General features: G+C 55.9%; 14 protein-coding genes and 1 pseudogene. 7 read left to right on the plus strand and 8 right to left on the minus strand.

Annotation, left to right across the window (positions count from 1 at the left end; translation table 11 throughout):
• Window positions 1-4: 4 nt before the first annotated feature.
• From ACN0SW_RS17600 to ACN0SW_RS17610, 3 genes are all read right to left on the minus strand, one after another.
• Complete coding sequence (locus ACN0SW_RS17600) at window positions 5-1195, minus strand: AAA family ATPase (protein WP_417729237.1); 1191 nt, start codon at window positions 1193-1195, stop codon at window positions 5-7.
• Window positions 1196-1219: 24 nt separating this feature from the next.
• Window positions 1220-3013 (minus strand): hypothetical protein, encoded by a 1794-nt coding sequence (locus ACN0SW_RS17605; protein ID WP_417729238.1) that lies wholly within the window; start codon window positions 3011-3013, stop codon window positions 1220-1222.
• Between the two features lie 347 nt (window positions 3014-3360).
• Window positions 3361-4173, minus strand: a complete 813-nt coding sequence (locus tag ACN0SW_RS17610; RefSeq protein WP_417729239.1) for a hypothetical protein — start codon at window positions 4171-4173, stop codon at window positions 3361-3363.
• Here ACN0SW_RS17610 and ACN0SW_RS17615 point away from each other — a divergent pair.
• The 6 genes from ACN0SW_RS17615 (at window position 4148) to ACN0SW_RS17640 (ending at window position 12795) form a co-directional block, all read left to right on the plus strand.
• Window positions 4148-5227, plus strand: coding sequence for a recombinase zinc beta ribbon domain-containing protein (locus ACN0SW_RS17615; RefSeq protein WP_417729250.1), 1080 nt, complete (start codon window positions 4148-4150; stop codon window positions 5225-5227). The genes ACN0SW_RS17610 and ACN0SW_RS17615 overlap by 26 nt on opposite strands.
• Window positions 5228-5625: 398 nt before the next feature.
• Complete coding sequence (locus ACN0SW_RS17620; protein ID WP_417729240.1) at window positions 5626-5802, plus strand: hypothetical protein; 177 nt, start codon at window positions 5626-5628, stop codon at window positions 5800-5802.
• Window positions 5792-7816, plus strand: a complete 2025-nt coding sequence (locus ACN0SW_RS17625) for an AAA family ATPase (RefSeq protein WP_417729241.1) — start codon at window positions 5792-5794, stop codon at window positions 7814-7816. Before ACN0SW_RS17620 ends, ACN0SW_RS17625 begins: the two co-directional genes overlap by 11 nt.
• Window positions 7813-8286: a DNA phosphorothioation-associated protein 4 gene (locus ACN0SW_RS17630; RefSeq protein WP_417729242.1), complete on the plus strand. Its 474-nt coding sequence runs from the start codon at window positions 7813-7815 to the stop codon at window positions 8284-8286. Before ACN0SW_RS17625 ends, ACN0SW_RS17630 begins: the two co-directional genes overlap by 4 nt.
• Complete coding sequence (locus ACN0SW_RS17635) at window positions 8287-10449, plus strand: DEAD/DEAH box helicase family protein (protein WP_417729243.1); 2163 nt, start codon at window positions 8287-8289, stop codon at window positions 10447-10449.
• A 24-nt stretch (window positions 10450-10473) separates the two neighbouring features.
• Window positions 10474-12795: a DUF262 domain-containing protein gene (locus ACN0SW_RS17640; RefSeq protein ID WP_417729244.1), complete on the plus strand. Its 2322-nt coding sequence runs from the start codon at window positions 10474-10476 to the stop codon at window positions 12793-12795.
• 129 nt (window positions 12796-12924) lie between these two features.
• Here ACN0SW_RS17640 and ACN0SW_RS17645 read toward each other — a convergent pair whose 3' ends face one another.
• Genes ACN0SW_RS17645 through ACN0SW_RS17655 form a run of 3 tightly spaced genes read right to left on the minus strand, consistent with a single transcriptional unit; the run spans window position 12925 to window position 18105 of the window.
• The gene (locus ACN0SW_RS17645; RefSeq protein ID WP_417729245.1) at window positions 12925-13764 is read right to left on the minus strand and encodes a phosphoadenosine phosphosulfate reductase family protein; all 840 of its coding nucleotides are present in this window, start codon (window positions 13762-13764) and stop codon (window positions 12925-12927) included.
• On the minus strand, window positions 13761-17198 hold the full coding sequence (locus ACN0SW_RS17650) for a hypothetical protein (RefSeq protein ID WP_417729246.1): 3438 nt from the start codon (window positions 17196-17198) through the stop codon (window positions 13761-13763). The genes ACN0SW_RS17645 and ACN0SW_RS17650 overlap by 4 nt, the downstream gene beginning before the upstream one ends.
• Entirely contained in the window at window positions 17146-18105 is a 960-nt protein-coding gene (locus ACN0SW_RS17655) for a DUF4007 family protein (RefSeq protein ID WP_417729247.1), read from the minus strand. Before ACN0SW_RS17655 ends, ACN0SW_RS17650 begins: the two co-directional genes overlap by 53 nt.
• Before the next feature lie 153 nt (window positions 18106-18258).
• Here ACN0SW_RS17655 and ACN0SW_RS17660 point away from each other — a divergent pair, with 153 nt between their 5' ends.
• Entirely contained in the window at window positions 18259-19449 is a 1191-nt protein-coding gene (locus ACN0SW_RS17660) for a cysteine desulfurase family protein (RefSeq protein WP_417729248.1), read from the plus strand.
• Window positions 19450-19849: 400 nt separating this feature from the next.
• On the opposite strand, the gene istB is transcribed toward ACN0SW_RS17660, so the two are convergent.
• Both istB and ACN0SW_RS17670 read right to left on the minus strand, forming a co-directional pair.
• On the minus strand, window positions 19850-20608 hold the full coding sequence (gene istB / locus ACN0SW_RS17665) for an IS21-like element helper ATPase IstB (RefSeq protein ID WP_417729249.1): 759 nt from the start codon (window positions 20606-20608) through the stop codon (window positions 19850-19852).
• A pseudogene (locus ACN0SW_RS17670) lies at window positions 20605-20913 on the minus strand (IS21 family transposase); the annotation flags it as partial. The gene istB and the pseudogene ACN0SW_RS17670, both read right to left, overlap by 4 nt.
• Window positions 20914-20989: the final 76 nt, after the last annotated feature.

Consider the following 20989-nt stretch of genomic DNA (forward strand, 5'->3'; position numbering starts at 1 on the left):
GCTCCTAAACCCGCAGCCGCGCTTCGGCATCGTCCATATCCGCCTTGAAACGCAGATGATAATCCGCCGCATCGTTTCCGACTCGCAAATTGGGCGCTACGGCTAGAGCCAGCTTGCGCACGAACCCGTCAATGGCATCAGCCTCAGACCCCTGCACTCCAGGGGCACCATAATCGTGACGGATACGTATGCGGTGGCGCAGCGCGGGGACCAAAACGTCGGCAAGCGCGCGGCGCGTCTCGGCCCCGATCTCTTGGGCGTGCTCTGGGTCGGTCAGGGTCACCGCGCTCCAGCCCAGAACCGCCTTGCCCAGCGTGATCGCCGCGCGCGGCCCGAAAGGATAGTCGACCCTCTCAGCCAGTGCCGCGACCTCGGCCACCCGGCCTTTCGATATCCCGTTCAGATCATCCAGCACACCATTGCTGGCCATCACGATGTTGATGATATGCGCGCGCACCGTTGGCGGAAGAGGTGCCGACAGGATTGCGCGGGCAGCACGGTCGATGTTGTCCAGCGCTGCGCGGCGGTTCGCGGGGGGCACCGGCGTCTTCGTGCCAGCGCCATTCTGCAACTCCTTGTCCATGATGCGCCCGATCGTCTCGGCTCGGGGCATCCGCATCCGGATCTTGAACATGAAGCGGTCCAGCTGCGCCTCGGGCAGGTTGAAAGTGCCGTCTTGGTCGATCGGGTTCTGGGTCGCCATCACCATGAACGGAGTCAGCACGCTACGCCCGTCGGCTGCCCGCTCCTCTTTCTGCAAGACCCGCCTCTCGCCAAGTACCGTCACCTGCTGTTCCGCCATTGCCTCAAGCATGGCCGACTGCGTCTTGGGCGTCGCGCGGTTGATCTCGTCAGCGAGAAGCAGCTCGTGAAAGATCGGACCTTCACGGAACATCAGCCGCCCCGCATCCTCCTCCGATGGCATCAGCGTGCCGGTGATGTCGGCGGGCATCAGATCAGGGGTGAACTGGATTCGCCCAACGGCCTCCTCGCCCAGTCCCAGCGCCTGCGACAGCGCCCTGACCAATGCCGTCTTGCCGAGACCCGGATTGCCTTCCAGCAGGACATGCCCGCCGGACAGCAGCGCGACAGTCAAAAGGCGCACAATATCGTCGAGGTCCTTCATGCCCAGCGCCGTGACCGCTGCCGGGATCGACCGCAGGTAGAGGATGTCGTCAGCTCGAAGGTCATGCATCTTGGGCGTCCGTTTGCTGTGCTGTCACTGTAAAAGGTCGGCGATCCAGGCCGGAAGGCGCTGGCTGGGCGGTATGGCAGGTCCGGGAGGAAGACCGGACGCCGTCTCGGGCGACAGGTCGCGCAAGACCGCCTGCGGGGCGGCCCCCGGTTCTGCGAACAAGGACGGCGGTGTGCCGACGGACAGGATGTCGCTGTCTTCCGAGGCCGCCGCGGAGGCGGCTACAGGCCCTCGCTCGGCACCGTCCCCGGTTCCAGGGACGCGCACCCGCCCGACATCTTCTGCCGAAACCGGGGTATCCGGTCTGTCGGGCTGTGTCTCGACGTCGCCAGGTGGCGTTTCGGCCGATAGCTGTTCGGATGCGCCGTCGCGCCCCGATGGCGCACCCGTGCCAGATCCGTCGGCCCCGCCATCGCTGCCTGACGGTGGGGCCGACGAAACACTGTCACCACCCCGGGGTGCGTCTGGTCCCTGCGCTGCGGTCTGGTCCGCATCCCCGACAGCCTGCGACCCACCGTCCTGCCCGTCACCACCGTCCGAAGTGTCACCAGACCCGGAACCGCCACCATCCGCAGTCGATCCCCCGTCTTCGTCCGCTTGCGACGCGCCGTCCTGTCCGGCACTGCTCTCCTGCGCTCCGTTAGACCCGGCGCCACTTCCGTCGCCAACATCCTCTGAAACCGACTCTGCATCACCGACCGTCTGGGACGCGCCATCCTGCCCGGCACCGTCACTTCCGGCGCCACCTGAACCAGCGTCCGCAGTCTCTTCGTTCTGCCCGGAGGCGGGGCCGCCATCGCCAAGAGATTGCCCATCCCCGGTCTGACCGCCGTCCTCGGCGCCATCGGAAGGCCCTTCTCCTTCGGAACCAGAGCCCGCGACAGCCGCAGAGCCTCCAGCACCGTCTCGTCCGGCGCCGCCTGTCGCCGCGCCGTCGGATCCCCCAGATTCACCGCCACCTGCCGACCCGTCGGCGGCCGCATCATTTGGACCGGGTCCAGAGGTTCCATCCTCTTCGCTGTGATCTTCGGTCGACGCCGGATCTGGCGGCGCTGCGTCTGATGAAGGAGGTAGTTGCCAGAAATCGCCGGGGCGCGGCAAAACAGAAAGAGCACCCGGCGGCATCAGAGTCGCCACCAGCCAAACGAACAGGGCTACTGGCAAAGCAGGAGCGACTACCCCTTTCAGGCCACGCGTCCGCAAACGCAGCGCCCCGCCGGACGCGACAGGCAGCCGCGTGAACGGTGGACGGATCATACCGCCACCGTCTAGCGCCTTGACAAAATCCCGCGCTTCTGAAGGCAGCGAGGAGGACCTGTTCGCCAAGGAGGCGCGAACGGCACCCATGCGGCTCGCGAACCGCCAACCCATCAGGAACCGTTCTTCACCGTCAGCCCCCGGCGACAGCGCGCTTACAGGCACCACAAGCGCTAGTGCGGCGTCGGCAAGTCGCGGCACCACGACTGCGCCAGGCAATGCCGCGATGGCAATCGCGAAAACAGGGCTCAGCATGGCGGCCAGTATCGCCAAGCCGGGAAAGGCCAACGCCAGAAGCGCGCCCACCCCGATCGCGAGCGCAATAGCCCCCATCTGAGCCGCTCGGAACATCGCCCGAGCGGCCCGAGCCATGCCCTGCGCGGCCACCTCGAACGAGATCGTTTCGGCCCGGTAACGCCGCAAGGTTATCGACAGATCGGCCACGGTCCAAAAGGCGAGCATGATACCCAAGCCCGCAAAAGAAAGGCACAGGAGGAAAAACCAATCAGGAGCTGCACGCGGACTGCCTACAGCGCCAAACGCAATAAGTCCGGCCAGCATGGCATATATCCCGGGAGAGGTCAGTAGGCGCCTTGGGTGGCACTGATCGAGCCACTCCTGCATTACACGGCTTAAGATCCACCTGCGGCCTAAAATCGAAGCAGTCGGTTCCAGCATCATGACGTCCTGCCACCTTGGAAAACGGCGGGTTTCAGAATGCTACGCATTCGCGTCCTTTCGGTCCCGACTCATCACGCAAACCCTTGTAATGTAGTTGAATCCGTCAATGTAGAGCATCCAAAAAGCACTTTGGCGGGAATTTCGGAATGTGCAACGATAAAAAGGCTTCCTATGGCGGAGCGTCAAGACGCGCTTCCTACGAACACGCAAATTTGCCCCTCGATCAATCATTCGACAAACGGATATTGGAGAATTCCGCTGCATACTTTCTTCAATGAACCTTGGTCTACCCTCGCAGATAGCGCATCTGCTTGGAGGAGGTCACGCGTCAGGTATGGATGGAACTTTTCAAAAATCAAATTTGTCTGATCACTGAATAACTCGGCCTCGCCGCCAATCGCTATCCCCTGCAAGACGCTTCTCAAATCAGGTGCCTCATTTTGTACAACAACCGACACAAAGCCATCTTGGGTTTCCACTGCGAAGCCAAAGCCTCTGAGCGCCAGAGCAAGTGTGGTTGTCTTTACCGTTCCTGCTCGGGTCGCGACCGCATAGCTGCGTTCACTCAACGCTGATATGGACGATGTCGTAAAACCCAGCTCCGCGTAGTACCTCCGGGCTTCATCTAGAAGATCGCGGGCCGCCTGATCCATGTATGTTGGTGCATCATGACCTTCCAGCACCTTGAACATCCTCTGGATCACCACGTCATGGATATCACCGGGATCGCCGCCAAAGATCGGGGGCGTGCCACCTTTGGACGGGGTCACCATGATGACCTTGTCGCGGTCGTCAACTTCCTGAATAACCCATCGACGACCGGAAAATATGATCATCATGCCGGGGGCCATGACGTTCACGATGGGAAGCGTTCCCAGTTCTTTACCACCAGAGATCAGTCGGTATTCTTCGGGCGTCTGGAAAACTGCGTAGAAGCTGTAATGTTCTACCAGCTTCTCACCAATCCCCAGCCCTGAGAGCGGCAAAGGCGGTGATACCTGGGGGCCGTCGACGATTTCGGGCAACTGGAAGCGCGGCACTGGCATCCTGAACAACGAGCTTTATATCGGGCGGCTGGTCTGGAACCGGCAGACATTCGTGAAAGACCCCGACACCCAGAAGCGTCAGGCGCGGCTGAACCCAGCCAAAGACTGGGTGATCGAGACCGTGCCTGACCTGCAGATGATCGACGAGGCGCTCTGGGACCGGGTCAAAGCCCGCCAGGCCGGCATCCGTATGGATATGAACCCCGCCGGCGTCCAGAATGACCGGCCGACCCGTCCCGAGAAAGCACGCCGCCCGAGTTACCTGTTTTCCGGTCTGCTCAAATGCGGCTGCTGCGGGACGAGCTATACCTTGATCAACAAGACCCGCTACGGCTGCGTGGCCGCGCGCAACAAGGGCGAGGCCATCTGCACCAACCGCGCCACGATCGAGCGTGAAGTGGTCGAGGACCGCGTGCTCACCGGCCTGCGCGACAACCTCCTGCACCCCGATCTGATCGCCACCTTCGTCGAAGAATACCGCCGCGCCTTCAATGCCGAGGCCGCCGGTGCGGATGCCGCGCGCGAGAAGGCCCGCCGCGACCTTTCCCAGATCGACAAGAAGATCAACGGCATCCTCGCGGCCGTCGAGGACGGGATGTATCAGCCGAGCATGAAGGACAGGATGGCGGAGCTGGAATGCGAGAAGGCCGCGTTGCAACGCGCGCTGGAAGAAAGCCTCGAGCCACCTGCCCTGCGGCTGCACCCGAGCCTGTCGGACCTCTACCGGACCAAGATCCGCAACCTCTCGTCCGCCCTGCAGGATCCGGGCCTCAAGATGGAGGCGACGGAGGCATTGCGCGGGCTGGTATCGGAGATCCGGATGGCGCCGGACGCTGCGGCGTCGAACGGCCATCACATTGAACTGGCTGGAGAATTGGCGGGGATTTTGTCTTTGGGGGATGCGAAAACCCAACTATTTGAGTCTGGCTTTAACCATTTGGAATGTTTATCAATTTTGGTTGCGGGAGGGCGATTTGGACTTGATTTGCCATTCTCAGCTTACAGCCTCCCCACAATATTACACCAAGCCGAACAGCAACGCCTCTGACAGAGCTACGCTGCGGTCCTCCTGATCGTGCCCTGCTGCACGAGGACATATAATTGAACTGAACGCTTGCGTAAAAGAGGCAAACGATCGTCTCATTGGCCAGAGATCGAAGAGCTCGACCCAGAGTCCGCATTGTCTACAGGTAAGAACAATTCAGCTTACAAGGGCCGAGTCGAGCGGGCCATAGCGTCATCACAAGCCGTCGTGCGCACTCGCTTCAACGTCAAATGTGAACACCACCCGTCCCCCGCACCACCAGTGCGTGTACCGCCGGAGTTTGATGGACACCAGGGATGACGCATTTATCTTTATTTTTCATAACTTTACAGTGCGAGGATAAGGTTGCAATTTCTTGATCAGTCTGCAATTCTAGCAGTAGGGGCAGGAAGGAACCGTATATGACGAGCGACGCAGAGGCCGACGACACTAGGGACGATCCGATCGTTCGCGAGATCATTGAACTGGAGAGGAGCTATTTCTTCGAAAAGCGTAATGTGAAGACAGAACGGCAAAAGAAACTTCGCGACATCATTGAGCGCCACACCAAATTGGGGGATGATGCGAATGATTCTTGAAGAAATTAGGCTGACAGATTTCCGGTGTTTTTACGGCGAAACGTTTCTTCGCTTTTCCGAAGACCCACAAAAGAACGTCACAATTATTTATGCCGAAAACGGCGTTGGCAAGACGACACTCCTGAATGCCCTGCTTTGGTGCTTCTATGGCGAAACAACGGCCCGTTTCGAGAAGCGTGAGGAAATTCTCAACTATGATGCACGTAAGGCTGGTCGGTCTATAGCCTCAGTTGAAGTATTATTCGAGCACAACGACAAGCGTTACATTGCGAAGCGTTTTGCTAATATCAATAATAATGCGGGGCGCGAATTCTTGGTTGCCCGCATTGATGACGGCAGCCAGATCACACTCGATTCCCCGGACACCTTCATCAACACGGTGATCCCGCGAGACATGGCGTCGCACTTCCTGTTTGACGGCGAACACGCGGAGGTTTTCCTCGGGGAAAACAACCGCGGCTCGATCAAAAGTGCGGTCAGAGATATTCTCGGCTGCTCCCTGATTGAAACCGCCATCGAAGATTTGCAGGCAGTATCGAGCCAATTCCGCAAACAAATCCCATCAACCAAAGCAACGCAACAAATTGAAGAACTGAACAGTCGGCATGATGCGCTCACAAAGCAAATCGAGACAGCCAAATCAACTATCTATCATTTAGAGTCGAAACGAGAACAAACCGATCAGCAGATCAAGGATATTGATGCAAAGCTTCGCAACACGGCGGCGGCAAAAGAGCTTCAACAAAGTCGAGACCGTTTGACGGGACAGCTTTCACGCGCGCAGAAGCGCCAAAAAGAATATAGCGACGAGGTTTATAAGTGGCTCGGTGAAAACGGCCGTTTCATCGTTTCAAAGCGAATTACCGAGGAAACTTTTTCGTTCCTCCACGAGAAAGAGCATCGCGGTCGCATTCCTTCACCATATAATGAGGAATTCGTAAAGGACATTCTGGACGCCGAAGAATGCATCTGTGGCGCCAAACTCAAGCCAGGAAGCGCTGAAAGCAAGAAGGTCGCCAGTTTGCTTGAAAAGGCTGCAAACCAGGTGATGCGCGATCGGGTTTCAAAAGTTAGAGCGCGACTCGCGAGTCTGAAAACAGAGCGCGCCAAGGCACCGAGGCGGTTAACGAAGGCAAAAGCGCAGCTCGCCGATGCGAACGACGAATTTGCGACCGCCGAAGCGCAGCTTGCGGAAATCAGCGAGAAGCTCAAGGGTATCAATTTCGATGATATCGCCAATCGTGAACGACGGCGGGATGAATTGCGGGATGAATTGCGCGAGATAGATCAGAAGATCGGTTCCTTCCGTACTAACATCAGTCGAGCCGAACGCGAGAGAAACCAGATAGATAGCGATATTACCGAGCTTGCCAAGCAGGACAAGCAAACTGCAATCTACGGGCGCAGACGTAATTTGTGCGAGAGCATCAGAGGCAAGCTTGAGTTACAGCTTGTCAGCGAAGAGGATCAAGCTCGGAAGATACTCCGTGCCGGAATCCGCCGCATTCTCGAAGCCACAACACGCAAGGTCCTGAACCTGCGTATGTCCGATGACTATCTTATTAGTCTCGTCAATGCGGACGGCACAGCGCTACCAAAATCAAGCGGTGAAAACCAGCTTCTCGGCCTCGCCTTCACTGCGGCGCTCGTTGAGTTCGCGAAGGTGCGCGAGAATGCCCGTGACTACCGGCTTCTCCCTGGCACAATCGCCCCGCTCGTACTCGACTCGCCATTCGGGCAGCTCGATGAAGCCTACCGCTCTACGACGGCGGAGTTCATCCCGAAGATGGCGCGCCAAGTCGTCCTCCTCGTCTCGAAGTCCCAAGGCTCAGAGGACGTGCTTGAGGCCATGAAGGGGCATTTGGGCGCAGAGTATGTGCTTGTCCGACACAACACGGAGTCGCGCGGCGAACGCAAACAGGAAAGCCGCTATTTCAAGGGCAAAGAGTTCAACACAGCCGTCTTCGATGCTGAATTTGACGGTACGGAAATTGTGGAGATTACTGGCCCATGAGTACACGTGCACCTAACATCAACAGAAGTCGCGCCCATGAAGACATGGTACAACGCCTCGCCATGCAAAAGCTACCAGGATCGGAACGCACCCTATTCCCCACGATCCGGGAACTTCTTTGTTTTGCAGCCCTGCTCGGCTATTCTGAGAACAGGCGCCTTCCTCTCGATAAGGAAAAGGGCGTCGAAGACGTTTCTTATCAACAGTTCGAGCGGGGCGATTCCGAAGACCTAATCTATCTGATCGCACTTGCAGATACTAAGGACCCTGAAATTCTAAAGGATGGCGAAGAAAGCCGCTGCGCAGAAATTTTTGAAGAGTATGCCAATGGTGGCCTTCAAATCATGCACGAGGCCATGTTGCGAGGTGGTGGTGAGTATCCTGACCGCGACATTCTCGAACTACTGAAGGAACAAGGCTATTTGAGCGCTGACGAGGAAGAGCCGGATGTGGCCGGGATATCTTTTTGAATGTTGCGGAACCTGACCTATAAAGGAGTCTACAAGTCCGACCAAGATCACATTCTTGAAGACTTCTACCTTCCGACACTGTCTGTCGCTAATCGTTATGATCGGGCCGTGGGCTTCTTCTCGGCCTCTACAATCAGTTACGCAGCGCAAGCTTTGTCCGTCTTCGTTAAAAAAGGCGGGCAGATCAGGCTCATACTTGGTGCATTCTCGGATCGTGAGGACCTCGAAGCGATCAAGCAAGGTTACAAAGAGAAGGAAATCTCCGAGAAGATCGGCCTGGAGTTATTGTCTATGATCTCCAATGTCAGTGATGAGCTGTTCCAGAACCGGTTCGAGACCTTATCCTGGCTAGTGACGCATGGCCGCCTTGACGTGAAAATCGCCCTGCGCGAGCGCGGCATGTATCATGACAAGGTCGGGATTATCGCTGACGAAGCAGGCGACAAAGTGGTTTTTGCTGGCTCAGCTAACGAGAGCACCCATGCCTTGCTTCCAACTCACAACTATGAGTCGATCAATGTCTTTCGGACATGGATTCCTGAGCAAGCTGAATTTTATGAACCGCATATTGAGAGTTTCGAGCGGCTCTGGAGGAATGAAAGCCGGTCTACGGCAGTTCTCGATATCCCCACCGCCGTTAAGGAGAAGCTTCTATCGACCGCGCGTTCAATGGACTACACGCCGGACCCCGAGATTGAAGCCGCGATCGCCGCGCGCATTCTCTCAAGGACAGGAACGACAATCAGCACGACATCCGGAAAGCCACGTGAACCAACGACAATAAATGGGCAACCCTTCAAAATGCGCGATCATCAGATCGCTGCCCTTGAGGCTTGGAAGGCGAAAGGCGACTTTCAGGGTACGTTCAACCTCGCGACCGGTGCCGGTAAAACGATCACGGCGATTCATGCTATCGTAAAACTATCCGAAAAAATCGACGGCCTAGCTTGCGTGATTGCGGCCCCCTATCAAAACTTGGCCGATCAATGGGTCGATATTCTCTCAACGTTCAACATCTACCCTGTGAAATGCTATATTTCGCGTGGGCAGTGGGAAGACAAGCTGCGGAACATGGCTCATGAACTAGCCATGGGAAGCAGGAAGTTTGGGGCCATCGTAGTGGTCAACCGGACTCTTAAGAGCCCCGAGTTCCAAGAGTGCCTTTCAAAGATTAAGGGCAACCGCCTGCTCTGGATTGGCGATGAGTGCCATCACCACACTTCGAAAGCTTATGAGGGATTTTTACCAGCACATGCTCGGTACCGCATTGGCTTATCTGCTACACCAGAACACTATCTTGACGAAGAGAGAAATGAACGGCTGAGTGCGTTTTACGGAAGGATTGTTTCAAGTTACACGCTGAACCAGGCGATCAAGGACAAGGTGCTGACGCCATATGTTTACTATCCGCATCTCGTTGAGTTCACTAAAATGGAGGCGGAAGAATTCGTCGAGCTTTCCGAGCAGATCGGGCGGATCATGGCTCGGCAGAAGGGCAAGCCGAGCGATATGTCCCCTCAGCTGACGGGTCTACTGATGCGGCGAGCCCGACTCGTCGGGGCAGCCGCAAACAAGCTCCCGATGCTTCAGGCGGTGCTAACAGGAGAGCAGCCTACCCAGCACACCCTCTTTTACTGCGGCGATGGTACCGTCGAAACCGACGAAGGAGAAGATTCCTCTGAAGAGAGCATCGCGCAAGGCAAACGCCAAGTAGAAGCAGTCAGCGCTATGCTACACGGCATGTCCTGGGATGTCTCCCGTTTCACGTCGAGGGAGTCCCGTAAAGACCGCGACAACATTTTGGAGAATTTTCGGCTTGGTATCATCGATGCCATGGTGGCTATCCGCTGTCTTGATGAAGGCATCGACGTTCCGGCATGCAGCACGGCCTACATTCTAGCTAGCTCTCGCGACCCGCGCCAGTTCGTCCAGCGCCGCGGCCGTATTCTACGCCGCTCGCCGGGAAAGGAACGGGCTTTGATCCATGATTTCATTGTGGTGCTGCCCCAAGACTTCGATACAGCCTCGGAATATGCAAAACGTTTGATAAAGTCAGAACTTGGCCGTGTCGCCGAGTTCTCGTCGTTATCAGACAACCGTTCTGAAGCTTACGAAACTCTGGCGCCCGTACTTAGGCAGTATGATCTTGAACACATGATTTAAAATAATAATAATTGGAGAGGCAGCATGAAAAAAGCAAGAGACCTGTTTGAAGCACTGGCAACAAGCCCTCTTGACATGGCAATGCTGGAGGAAGGGCGTGTTGGGTTTGCCATTCCAGAGTATCAACGACAATATGACTGGTCAGAAGACAATATCATCAGGCTTTATTATGATGCATTGAATGGTTTTGCCCGCACATCGGAGAGCGGAGACGCCAATGCCTTTACCTTCCTCGGCACCTTAATTCTTGTGAAGGAAGAGAATAAGGAGGAAGATTTCGGCGGCCTTTCATTTGCTGTCGTCGATGGGCAACAGCGCTTGACGACCTTATCTTTATTTGCCTGCGCACTCAGTGAGGCTCTGCGCCGCCATATCAAGAAAACGGAGTTCCCTTCGTCTGTCGATGAGGCTTTAAAGAAATGGCTTGAAGAGGAAGTAAACGAGCGGCTTTACGCACTCTACGAGTGTGCTGTCGGATCACAGCGTATTTCGCCTAAGAACACCTTTCCCTTTCCACGCATCGTCCGGCATGATGACTCCCGCGGTCGCAGTAAGGCGACATCGGATTACAAGTCCGCGATCGCACGGTTTCTAGATGGATTTTCCGAGTATGTTGACAGTGAGAAAATCGAGTATGTTCCCCCGACGCTGGGAAGTGGAACTGATGCTGAGAAGCTTGCCAGCAACTACCAACTTGTTCGCCGCCTTATCGGAAACCTGAACGATGCGGGCTGGTATGATGACACTGAGTGTGAGCAGTTTGACATATCTTGGATTCCGAGGGCGCAATGTCGCACTCTTTTCGAGAGATTTTCCGATTACATAAAAAATGATAGCGAGCGCAATCGAGCTCTCGATAGAATCATCAAGCATGAAGAACTTCATGCCCTGACACGAACACTTCTGTTCGCATCCTATTTTTGCAGCTGTATAGTTCTCACCCGCGTTACGACACATGATGAATCCGCAGCTTTTGATATTTTTGATGCACTGAATACAACTGGTGAGCCACTAACTGCACTCGAAACCTTGAAACCCCGTGTAATAAATTTTGAGAAAAGGTTGCACGGCTATGCAGGAACGCCATCGGAAAGTGCATTTTCAACAATAGATGGCAATTTGGATCAACGCTTCTCGGACACAGCGAAGAAACAAGCCGAGACGAAGGACCTGATCGTGACATTTGCGCTCTATCTTGAAGGGAAGAAGCTTTCCAAGGATCTCGCCGCGCAGCGCAACTTCTTGCGCCAGAGTTACGACAATGCCGCAAAGAACGGTACGGACTCCGCGCGCCAGTTCGTACAAGCGCTCGCGGACGCCACGCAGTTCCGCCGCTACTACTGGGAGCGTGACGGTATCGAAGAACTAGGCAGGTTTCACCGGAGTGAGACGGTCGATGAGGTACAGCTTCTTTCGTCATTCATTGCTGATATGAGAACGAGCCTCGCTCTTCCCTTACTGTCGCGTTACTGGACAGACGATCTAAAGCATAGCGGGGAGATGCGCTTCGTTGATGTCCTCAAAGCCGTAGCCGCATTCCTTGTGTTACGGCGCGCGGCAACTGGAGGGACGGCAGGTATCGATAGTGATTTCAGGGCAGTAATGGCCCCAAGTGCCGGACGCGGATCAAGCCGAAAGTTCGGCCTCTGCGCGGGCGTCAACCACGACAATCCCCTGCTCTCACCCGACGAACTAAAAGATGCCTTCAAGGCGTTGCTGACGCACAAACTCAAAAACCTCACCAAGGAAGTCTGGGTTGGTATGGCGGCCGCTAACCCGCTCTATGAGCAATCCCGTGAACTTGTAAGGTTCATGATATTGACGGCGGCCCATCAGGCCCTGCCGTCGGGCGACACTCCAGGCATCTGGAACAAGTCCGGGATTAAGGCAAGCGTCCACACGAACAGCTTCCTCACCTATGGAACCTGGCGTGGTGACCACTATGCCACCGTCGAGCACATCGCTCCTGATACGGTCCCAAAGCACGGGTGGGACATACCTGGTCTTTATCGGGACAGCATCCTGAGACACACGCTTGGTAATCTTGTTCTAATGCCGGCCAGAGAAAATTCGGCGATCGGGAGCGATAGCTGGGAGAAGAAACGGAAATTCTATCTTGCGCTTACCGAGACGTCGGTGGCAGACCAAGACAGGCGCATCGAAGAAGCGAAAGCGGCGGGAATTAGTTTTTCAAAGAAGACCGCCGTTCTCCTTCAATCCGGCACTCGGCTTTCCCTTCTTGATCCCCTTCGCTCCGTCAATGATTGGAATGCGGACGTCGTCGTCTGCCGAGGCAGAAACATTGCCGAACTAACTTGGGATCATGTCTGGCCATGGCTAAATTGATGAGGTCTAAAGGCCCACCATAGGTACTTCAACCGATTCAATCGCGCATTGAAATTCGGTTGCGATAGCATCAATGTGTTTCGCAGCAGACACGCGATTGATAGTGACGCCCGTTGTGATCAATGAAAACTACTTGTGACATGCAAGGCAACTTTTGGCCTGTCCAAACAACTCGTCAATGTCGAGTTCATCACTTTCACCACGCAACGGGTTTTGCTGGCGTTTTGCTTTCGCCCGCTCAAGCCGCTTATCAAAGTCTTCTTTGATCTGCTGGACACGATCTGGCTGCGTCAACTCATCCAAAGACTCGCCTTGAGACCACGTGAACGGCGATCCATGCGCTACAGCATCCTTTTCGTATGATCGTGCTTCTTCAAAAGCTTCGGGGTGCTGCTCTTTGAGGCGGACCCACTCGATCTTCTGTTGATAAAAGCAAAACGTGCAACCACTTCGCGAGCGCCAGTTATAGTAGCGCGGCAAGCCTAAGCCTGATGCCTCCAAGATGTCGTGCACGCCGGGCTTATCGATTCCTGCCTCTTTGAACGGCAGGACGACCTTCAGCCGGTCATGCTTGGAACTATAGCCCTCTCGATATTCTTCGTCCGCACGAATGGCCACGTAGCTATAAACCATGCAGCCCTCCTCCAGAATCGGGCGAAGCCACTGCTCGAAAGGGCGCAGCTTGAGCTGACGCGTACACCATCGCGTCTGCGGCGATGGCAGAAAATTGTTGTACTGCTTGAGCCAGAAATCAAAGTCGCGGTCGGGGTTGAGCCTCAGGATCGGCTTACCAAGGAAACCTTCTAGGCGACCAAGAAACTCGTAGACTTCGGGAAGCTCTTTACCCGTATCAGTAAAAAAATACTCAATATCGAGCTCAGGGTGATGCTGGCGCATGTAAATTGCAAGCGCAGCACTATCCTTGCCGCCGGACAGTCCGAGGACGTGCTTTCTCGGGGTCTCACTCACGATACTGCCCTCTCGGATTTTGTATCGCACTCGTCCTCAGCGGTCCCCATGTAGCGGGAACTTAGTTCGGCGAGTGCCGCGAGCACAAGGCGGCGCTGTGACTTATCACCTACATCGATTGCGCTTTGGACACGTGCAATGATTTCCTCAATCCCGGCACGCTCACCTTCAGTTACTTCGAATTCGGCATGAACTGGAGCAGGTCTTCCGTTCACACCGACAACAACCGCCATGGCGTGACGTTTATCGACACGCCCTTTGACGCGCGCAAAATTCTCCGAACGAATAAATTTCTGCGCAAGGTCTGTGAGCTCGACAGAGGCGCGGTCGAGGTCAGAGTCGGTCCAGTCCCGCGGCGGCTTGTTGGCAGCAAGGCTTGCGAGGCCTTCGATGTCCTCTTCCGTACCACCGAAGTTAGAAAGCCGCCCGATGAACGCGTCGAGCCGGAAATCACCGCTGATTTTCTTGATATTTTCAGCCCGCGCCCGAAGCTCTGCAAGTGCTTGGGGCGAGCTGTTCGGCACCTGTAGCTCAGCAAGTACGAGATCATTTAGTCGCCGCAGCATGGACGGATAGGACTCTACGAGCTCAAAGAGCCCATCGCGGACATCGTCAACGATCCCTTTCAGGGTGGCATCATCGAGTGTTCCGACCCCACCGAACGCTTCCGGAATGTCGTCGAAGAGAAATTTGTTCGGATCGTTAGCATGCTTGAAGATTTCGCGGACGCGGATGGCATTACCAGAAAGCTGCATTGTGCGTTTGGTCCAGGCTTGAAGGCGATCAAATATAGCAATTAGACCGCGCGCGACATCGATCGGTGCGAGGTGTGTCAGGCTGTTTGCTGCGTCGAGATCACGCACAACTTCTGCCATGCTCGACAACAAACGGCGCGAAAGGGCCGAAAGGTCCATCCAGCGAAGCTGGATATCACCTGCATTCTTGGCGAGAATTTCGACATCAATGTCCTTGAATCGTGCCTGAAATACCCCGTCACGATAGAGTGCTACCCTCTCTCGGCGCGAAAGAATAAAAGCGACAGCAAGTACAGGCATCACGCCATCTTTGACGCCGTAGGGAGGGGCCGCCCAGAGCTGGTAGATTTCTGCAACGCTCACGGTACGGTCTTCCGCTGACTTAAGCAGCTCAGCCGCCGCTTCCCAAAGCGGTAAAAGGCCATAGGGGTCTTTATCCTTGGCGGGTGCACAAAAACGCCAGCCTTCAGCTGTCTCAGCATAAAGCCCTGTCACTTCGAGCAACGAGGCGAACAATCCGCCTTCGGCCGGATACCCTTCGATTCCAAGGCGTGGCTCACCTTCTCGCGACACCATGGCGCGAAGAAGGGCATTCTGTCCGGCTACCGCGTTGCTTGATGGCTTGATTCGGTTCAGAAGTTCATTGTTTATGCGGGGCGAAAGTGCATAACGTCGCGCGGCGAGCTCAGACGCGACATTGTTCAGTTCGGCGTGAAACCACTGACGCGGCTTATGGTTTTTCAAATACCAGGTCGCATTGTCAAACGCCCGGCGGATTTCTTCTTCAAGCTGCCCCTGCAAAACGTCATGTCTCGCCTGCACCTCGCGCTGCGCGACAGGATCGCCGCTTAGGTCTGGATGTTCTTCCTGAATCTCGGTTAGCGCGATTAACTCACGGGCAAGGTCCGTAATCGCCCACGCCCGCTGCGAAAGGCCAGCAACAACGTCCCAGTCGCCCGATTGACGGGCGGCTTCCCGGCAAAGCTTCTTCGCTTCCTCAGCTGTTTCGCCGTCAGTCGGGACAGCCAACAGGAATTCACCAATCGTCCCGGCATGAGGCGCGTAGGCACGCGCCCGGTCTATTAGACTATTCAGAGGCGCCACTTCCACATCGAACCACCGGAGCGCGCCGGTTTCATGATAATGACGCTTGGCCAGAATGGGCTGCAGGCCCGCTAAGCGCTGTAGGGATACAAAATCAACTTCCCGAATATGCTGAAGAGTGTCCTGCACGGCTCGATCAACATCAAAATCGCTTCCGGCGTAAACTGCATAAGCATCGGCGAACTTCCGGAAGATGACCAAAGACCATCGCTTGAGTTGCTCAAGCGCGTCCTTCGTCTCTTTCTTGCCCGCCGTTCCTGCGCAGGCTGCCAGTACCTCGTCCGTTGCGGCAAGGCCGGACCGCTCCTTGAAGAGATCAATCAGAGCGAGCGATTTAAGAAGCCTGATATGCAAAGCATCACCGCCGAGCGCCTCGCACCGCTCGATAGCTTCTGCCGCCATTGCCCATCTATGACCATCTGGAGACGCCAGAATAGAAGGTTCGAGGTTGACGCGCAGATAATCCCAGAGCCGGTCGGGTTCGTACAATACGCCTTCATCCTGATGACGTATGAAGTCCTGAAACCCGTATGGTTCAGCAGAATTTAGGAAGCCAAAGATGCTGCGCTGGTTTTGACCGAAACGCCGCCGAGAAATCGGTCCCAGCAAGCATGCAACAACCGGATGAAGAGGCCAGCACCCTTCGAGTGTTTCAGGCAGATATTGTGACGCAGCAGGGCGCTGCCTTTTTATTTCAGATGCAACCAGAGAGGTGAGTTTTCCCACCTTCTTCAATGCCCTGTCGTTTTCTATTGCGCGGGAGATCAATTCAATCTGCTCTTCCCCGGCCGCATTCACGGCTAGATCGATAAAGCGCCCTTGAATTTTCGACCATTCATCGCGCATTTCCCGCGACAAACGGTGCGCATACTCCTCGAACGCCTGGTGAAGAATCCCGATAACGATGAGCCTGCCAGCACTACGTGACGCGGCTTCGGCAAGGAGCTGAAAGAGATAAACATCCGCACCTTCCTGCGCTGCGGCTTCGAGGAACTTGCCCATTTCATCGACAAACAGGACAAGCCCGCCTTCGCTGCGCGGATTCCGGTTAGAAAGTTCGACGAGAGTTTCAACGAGAGCATTGTCAGTCCAGCGTTTGCCGCGCAGATTGCTTGCTAATCCGCGCTCTTCCAGAACTTCGCCGATCACCTGTGCCGCGTTCTCACGTCGCCCCACAACGGGTAGTGCCAACCACCCTTTTGAGCGCGGCGGCAATGCGTCTAGAATACTCTTTGCTGCAGCATTTCCGATGGCATCTGCTGCCTTGGCCTTGAGCGCATCGTCGCCGCTCAGGAGCGCACTCAGCGCCACGACAAGGCTCGATTTTCCGCTCCCATAGGGTCCGGTCCAGGTAAACGCACCGTGGCCTGTTTCGGCGACATGATGACCCACCGCAGAAAGCACATCAACCGAAGAGCGGGGACAAACAAACCCTTCAAGGGCGGAAATATCGTTGTGATCCGTGTCTATTCGAACCGAACGTTGAAATCGTCTTGCTATACGGACACGATCTGAAAGCACGTTAAGCCGCCTCTCTTGTCTTTGTTTTGCGATATTCGCGGACAACGTAGTCAAGGGCGGCATTCACATCGAGCTCTGTATCGCGCAGCACTTGCTTGAGCCCGGCGGTTTCGGACCAGCGAAAAGCACCGCCTGTAAACTCTTCAAGCGAAAGCAGGCGGTCGGCCACGTCATTCTCGTCAAGCAAAAACACCCGCCCCGGCGATCCAGGCTCATGTGCGATAGCTTCGAACGAAAGCGTTTGCGCTGTGGTGAAGTCACGCCAAAAATCAATCAGGGCATACAAGAAAATCCCGTCGCCGAGGGTCGATTTCGGGCCGCGGACGAAGCGAAACCCGTCTCGCTTGCCGGTAGCTTTTATTAGACCGAGCTCCGCCAAAGGCGATTCCAGAGTATCCTCCGGCGAAGCATTCGCTGAAGGACGCCGCGCCACATAGGTGCGCAGAAAACACTCAACATCACGCCGGATTGTGGTCGTAGCCACGCGCGGCCACGCGCGATCTGCTGCAACTTTTTCTAGTGCCTTGACGAGCCGCTCTCGCTCAAATGCGGTACCGGAAAAGTTATTGAAACTCCAATACCAAGTTGTTTTTCCGGGGTGACCCGCAAGATTCCAGTGAAGCATCCACACACTCGCCGGATGCTCCATATAAGGGTCATAACCTTCGGCTCCGAAGATGGTATTGCCAAGTGCTGTCGTGACAAGTTTGTTGGAAGTCTCGCCATCCTCGATAATTCCGCAGGCGGTTGCCCAATGCCGCATTGAGGCCACCATATTTTTACCTACACCAAAATGCGCTATGGCATCATCACGAGTAAACACAGCTTTACTGTCGGGGTCGTCACGTCGGCCATCGACGGAATCATAGGCTTTCTTGAGCCATCCGTAGCGCAGCGGAAAGGTCTCGTGCCCCGAGAATTGGGGTTTGTATTTGTCTTGATAGATAGGTCCTCTTGTCATTCCGCCTCGTCCTGGATGATTGATCCAGCTCGACTTTAACCCACAATATATGGTATGGTCAAACTTAAACCTGGAGATATCCTCCAGAAAGCGCGAGAGCGTTGCTGACCGAGGCTCAGAGAAAATCAAGGCAGTTAATAGATTGAAAATAATATGAAAATTGGAAACACTCTATACTTCGATCACCAAGCGACAACACCTCTCGATTCGCGGGTTTTTGAGGCTATGCGCCCATATTCCGCTGACAGCTTCGGCAACCCCCACGCCTCGGAACACATCATCGGATGGCGTGCAGGTCAGGCTGTGGAGCGTGCCGCAGGCGACATCGCGTCGATGATCGGCGGCGAATCGGACGAGATCATCTTCACGTCAGGCGCCACCGAGGCCAACAACCTCGCCCTTATCGGCCTTGCAAAGCGGGCTGCACATAGCCATAAAAGGCGCATTCTGCTAGGGGCAACCGAGCACAAATGCGTGCTTGAGATCGGCCGTGTGCTCGCAGACGATCTCGGCTTTTCCGTATCGCACATCCCGGTTGATCGATTCGGCCGGATCGATCTGGACGTCCTCGAAGGGAGCTTGGGCGATGACGTCCTTCTCCTGTCCGTGATGGCCGCAAACAATGAAATCGGCACCCTACAAGACATTCCGACAATCGCGCGCATGGCCGCACGGCACGGCTCCCTCTTGCACTGCGATGCGGCTCAAGCGCCTGGCGCCTTCGATCTCTCATTATTAGCGCAAAATGCTGATATGATAAGCTTTTCTGCGCACAAAATGTATGGCCCGATGGGTATTGGCGCGCTGTTTGTCAGGCGTGAACTCCAGCGCGAAATCGCGCCCGTCATTCATGGTGGCGGTCAGCAAAACGGATTGCGGTCCGGAACGGTGCCGACTGCGCTCTGTGTCGGTTTCGGTGCAGCGGCTCGACTTTTTGCCGAAGAACACTGTGCCGATGATCGGGCAACCTTAGCTCACCTTCGCGATGATTTCCTTAGAAAGTTAGAGACTCTGCCCGTCCAGATATGGGTAAACGGTCCGGTGGATTTTTCACAACGGCATCCCGGCAACATCAACGTCGGCTTCAAAGGCATTGCTGCACAGGACTTGCTCAGCCGCATGCAACCCCAGCTGGCGGCATCGACCGGGTCGGCTTGCACCAGCGGAATACCGGAACCTTCCCATGTGCTGCGGGCCATCGGCCTGAGCGAGGAGGATGCCGCATCATCAATTCGGTTCAGCCTTGGACGCTATACGACGTGCGATGACGTGGATGAGGCTGTTGCTGTCATCAGCGCTGCAGTCAGCGACATATCCGGCACCGGCTTGTTAGAAGCGGGATAGCAGCGTCAAATATTTATCAATCTCGTTTATGCCGCGCGCTCTGTTGCACTATTAGGACGTAGGTTTCGTATTCTCTGGGGAGCCTGTCCCCTGCTTCGCCGGAGCCGTCCGTCACCCCTCACTTGCTGATGGGGGTGCGGCGGCGAGGACGAGGCAGGCGCGTATCCCGGCCCTGCTTTGCTGGTGAGTTTGGATCACTCCACTCCCATGCACAAACCTTCTGCTCAGCCTAACTGCCTGATATGTCAACGGCGGAGTAAAATTGGGCCAGTAGGGCGGCGTAAAAGTAGGCCAGTCGAGATTTTGCTTAACGGTTGCCTTCAGGCGCGCCCGGGGACCTGCGGCTCGTCATAAAGCAAGCGGGTTCCCGGGCGCATTGCCCCGGCGGGGCAATTTCTGATCAGTGGTTTTGGTTGGCTTTTCGGCTCTGTCCGAGACGGTAGCTTTCGCCGTTCATCTCCAAAATAGAGACGTGGTGGGTTAGCCTGTCGAGCAATGCTCCAGTGAGGCGTTCGGAGCCGAAGGTTTCGGTCCATTCTTCGAAGGGCAGATTACTTGTGATCAGAGTTGAGGAGCGCTCATAGCGCTGTGAGATCAACTCGAAGAGCAACTCTGCGCCGGTTTTGCTGAGGGGCACGAAGCCTAATTCGTCGATGATCAGCAGCTTTGGAGTCAGCATCTGCTTTTGCAGCCGCAGCAGGCGTTTTTCATCACGGGCTTCGATCAACTCGTGGACCAAAGCTGCGGCTGTGATGAAGCGGACCGGCAGGCCTTTTTGGCAAGCGGCCAGTCCGAGGCCGAGGGCGACATGGGTCTTGCCTGTTCCTGAAGGTCCCAGAGCAATGACATTCTCGCGCCGCTCGATCCATCCGCAACGGGCCAGTTCCAGCACCTGCACTTTGTTGAGTGCAGGGATGGCCTTGAAGTCGAAGCTGTCCAGGCTCTTGGGGGCCGGGAATTTCGCCGCCTTGATCCGGCGCTCCACCATGCGCCGTTCCCTATCTATCAGCTCCAACTCGATCAGGCGGCTCAGATAGGGCACGTGTCCCTTGTTCTCAGCAGCGCACTGGCGTGCCTGTTTCTCGTACTCACGCAGAACCGTCGGCAGCTTGAGCTTCTTCAGGTGATGGGCCAGCAGAAGGTCGTGGGCATCACTCATGACATGCTCTCCGACAGAAGGGCCATGTAATTGGACGCCTTCGTGGTCTGCACTGCGGCCCGCGGCAAGTAGGGATACAGCGACAGGTCGAGCCGTGGGGGGCGGCGCTCCATCTGGCACAGGACCAGATGTTTGATCGCATCAAAGGCAATGGCCCTTTTTTGCAGCGCCAGGCGCACCGCCGCACACAGGACCGACAGATCGAAGCTTTCCAGCAGGCGTAGAACCTGCACGAACTCCCTCCGCCCCTGACGCGCGTGGCGTGCTTCCATCAGGCGGCGCAGAGTTTGCAGCTCCTCTGGCATCTGAATCGCCCCGAGTTTGTCGGAGACCATCAACTTAAGTAAGGATGATGGTTATGACAAAAAGCAAAATGGCAAA

The organism is Roseovarius sp., from assembly GCF_048262375.1.
Lineage (GTDB): Bacteria > Pseudomonadota > Alphaproteobacteria > Rhodobacterales > Rhodobacteraceae > Roseovarius.

Coding starts and splice junctions, on each gene's coding strand:
- ACN0SW_RS17600 (WP_417729237.1), bottom strand. CDS start 1,195: ATGCATGACCTTCGAGCTGACGACATCCTCTACCTGCGGTCGATCCCG.
- ACN0SW_RS17605 (WP_417729238.1), bottom strand. CDS start 3,013: ATGCTGGCCGGACTTATTGCGTTTGGCGCTGTAGGCAGTCCGCGTGCA.
- ACN0SW_RS17620 (WP_417729240.1), top strand. CDS start 5,626: ATGACGAGCGACGCAGAGGCCGACGACACTAGGGACGATCCGATCGTT.
- ACN0SW_RS17625 (WP_417729241.1), top strand. CDS start 5,792: ATGATTCTTGAAGAAATTAGGCTGACAGATTTCCGGTGTTTTTACGGC.
- ACN0SW_RS17630 (WP_417729242.1), top strand. CDS start 7,813: ATGAGTACACGTGCACCTAACATCAACAGAAGTCGCGCCCATGAAGAC.
- ACN0SW_RS17635 (WP_417729243.1), top strand. CDS start 8,287: ATGTTGCGGAACCTGACCTATAAAGGAGTCTACAAGTCCGACCAAGAT.
- ACN0SW_RS17640 (WP_417729244.1), top strand. CDS start 10,474: ATGAAAAAAGCAAGAGACCTGTTTGAAGCACTGGCAACAAGCCCTCTT.
- ACN0SW_RS17655 (WP_417729247.1), bottom strand. CDS start 18,105: ATGACAAGAGGACCTATCTATCAAGACAAATACAAACCCCAATTCTCG.
- ACN0SW_RS17660 (WP_417729248.1), top strand. CDS start 18,259: ATGAAAATTGGAAACACTCTATACTTCGATCACCAAGCGACAACACCT.
- istB (WP_417729249.1), bottom strand. CDS start 20,608: ATGAGTGATGCCCACGACCTTCTGCTGGCCCATCACCTGAAGAAGCTC.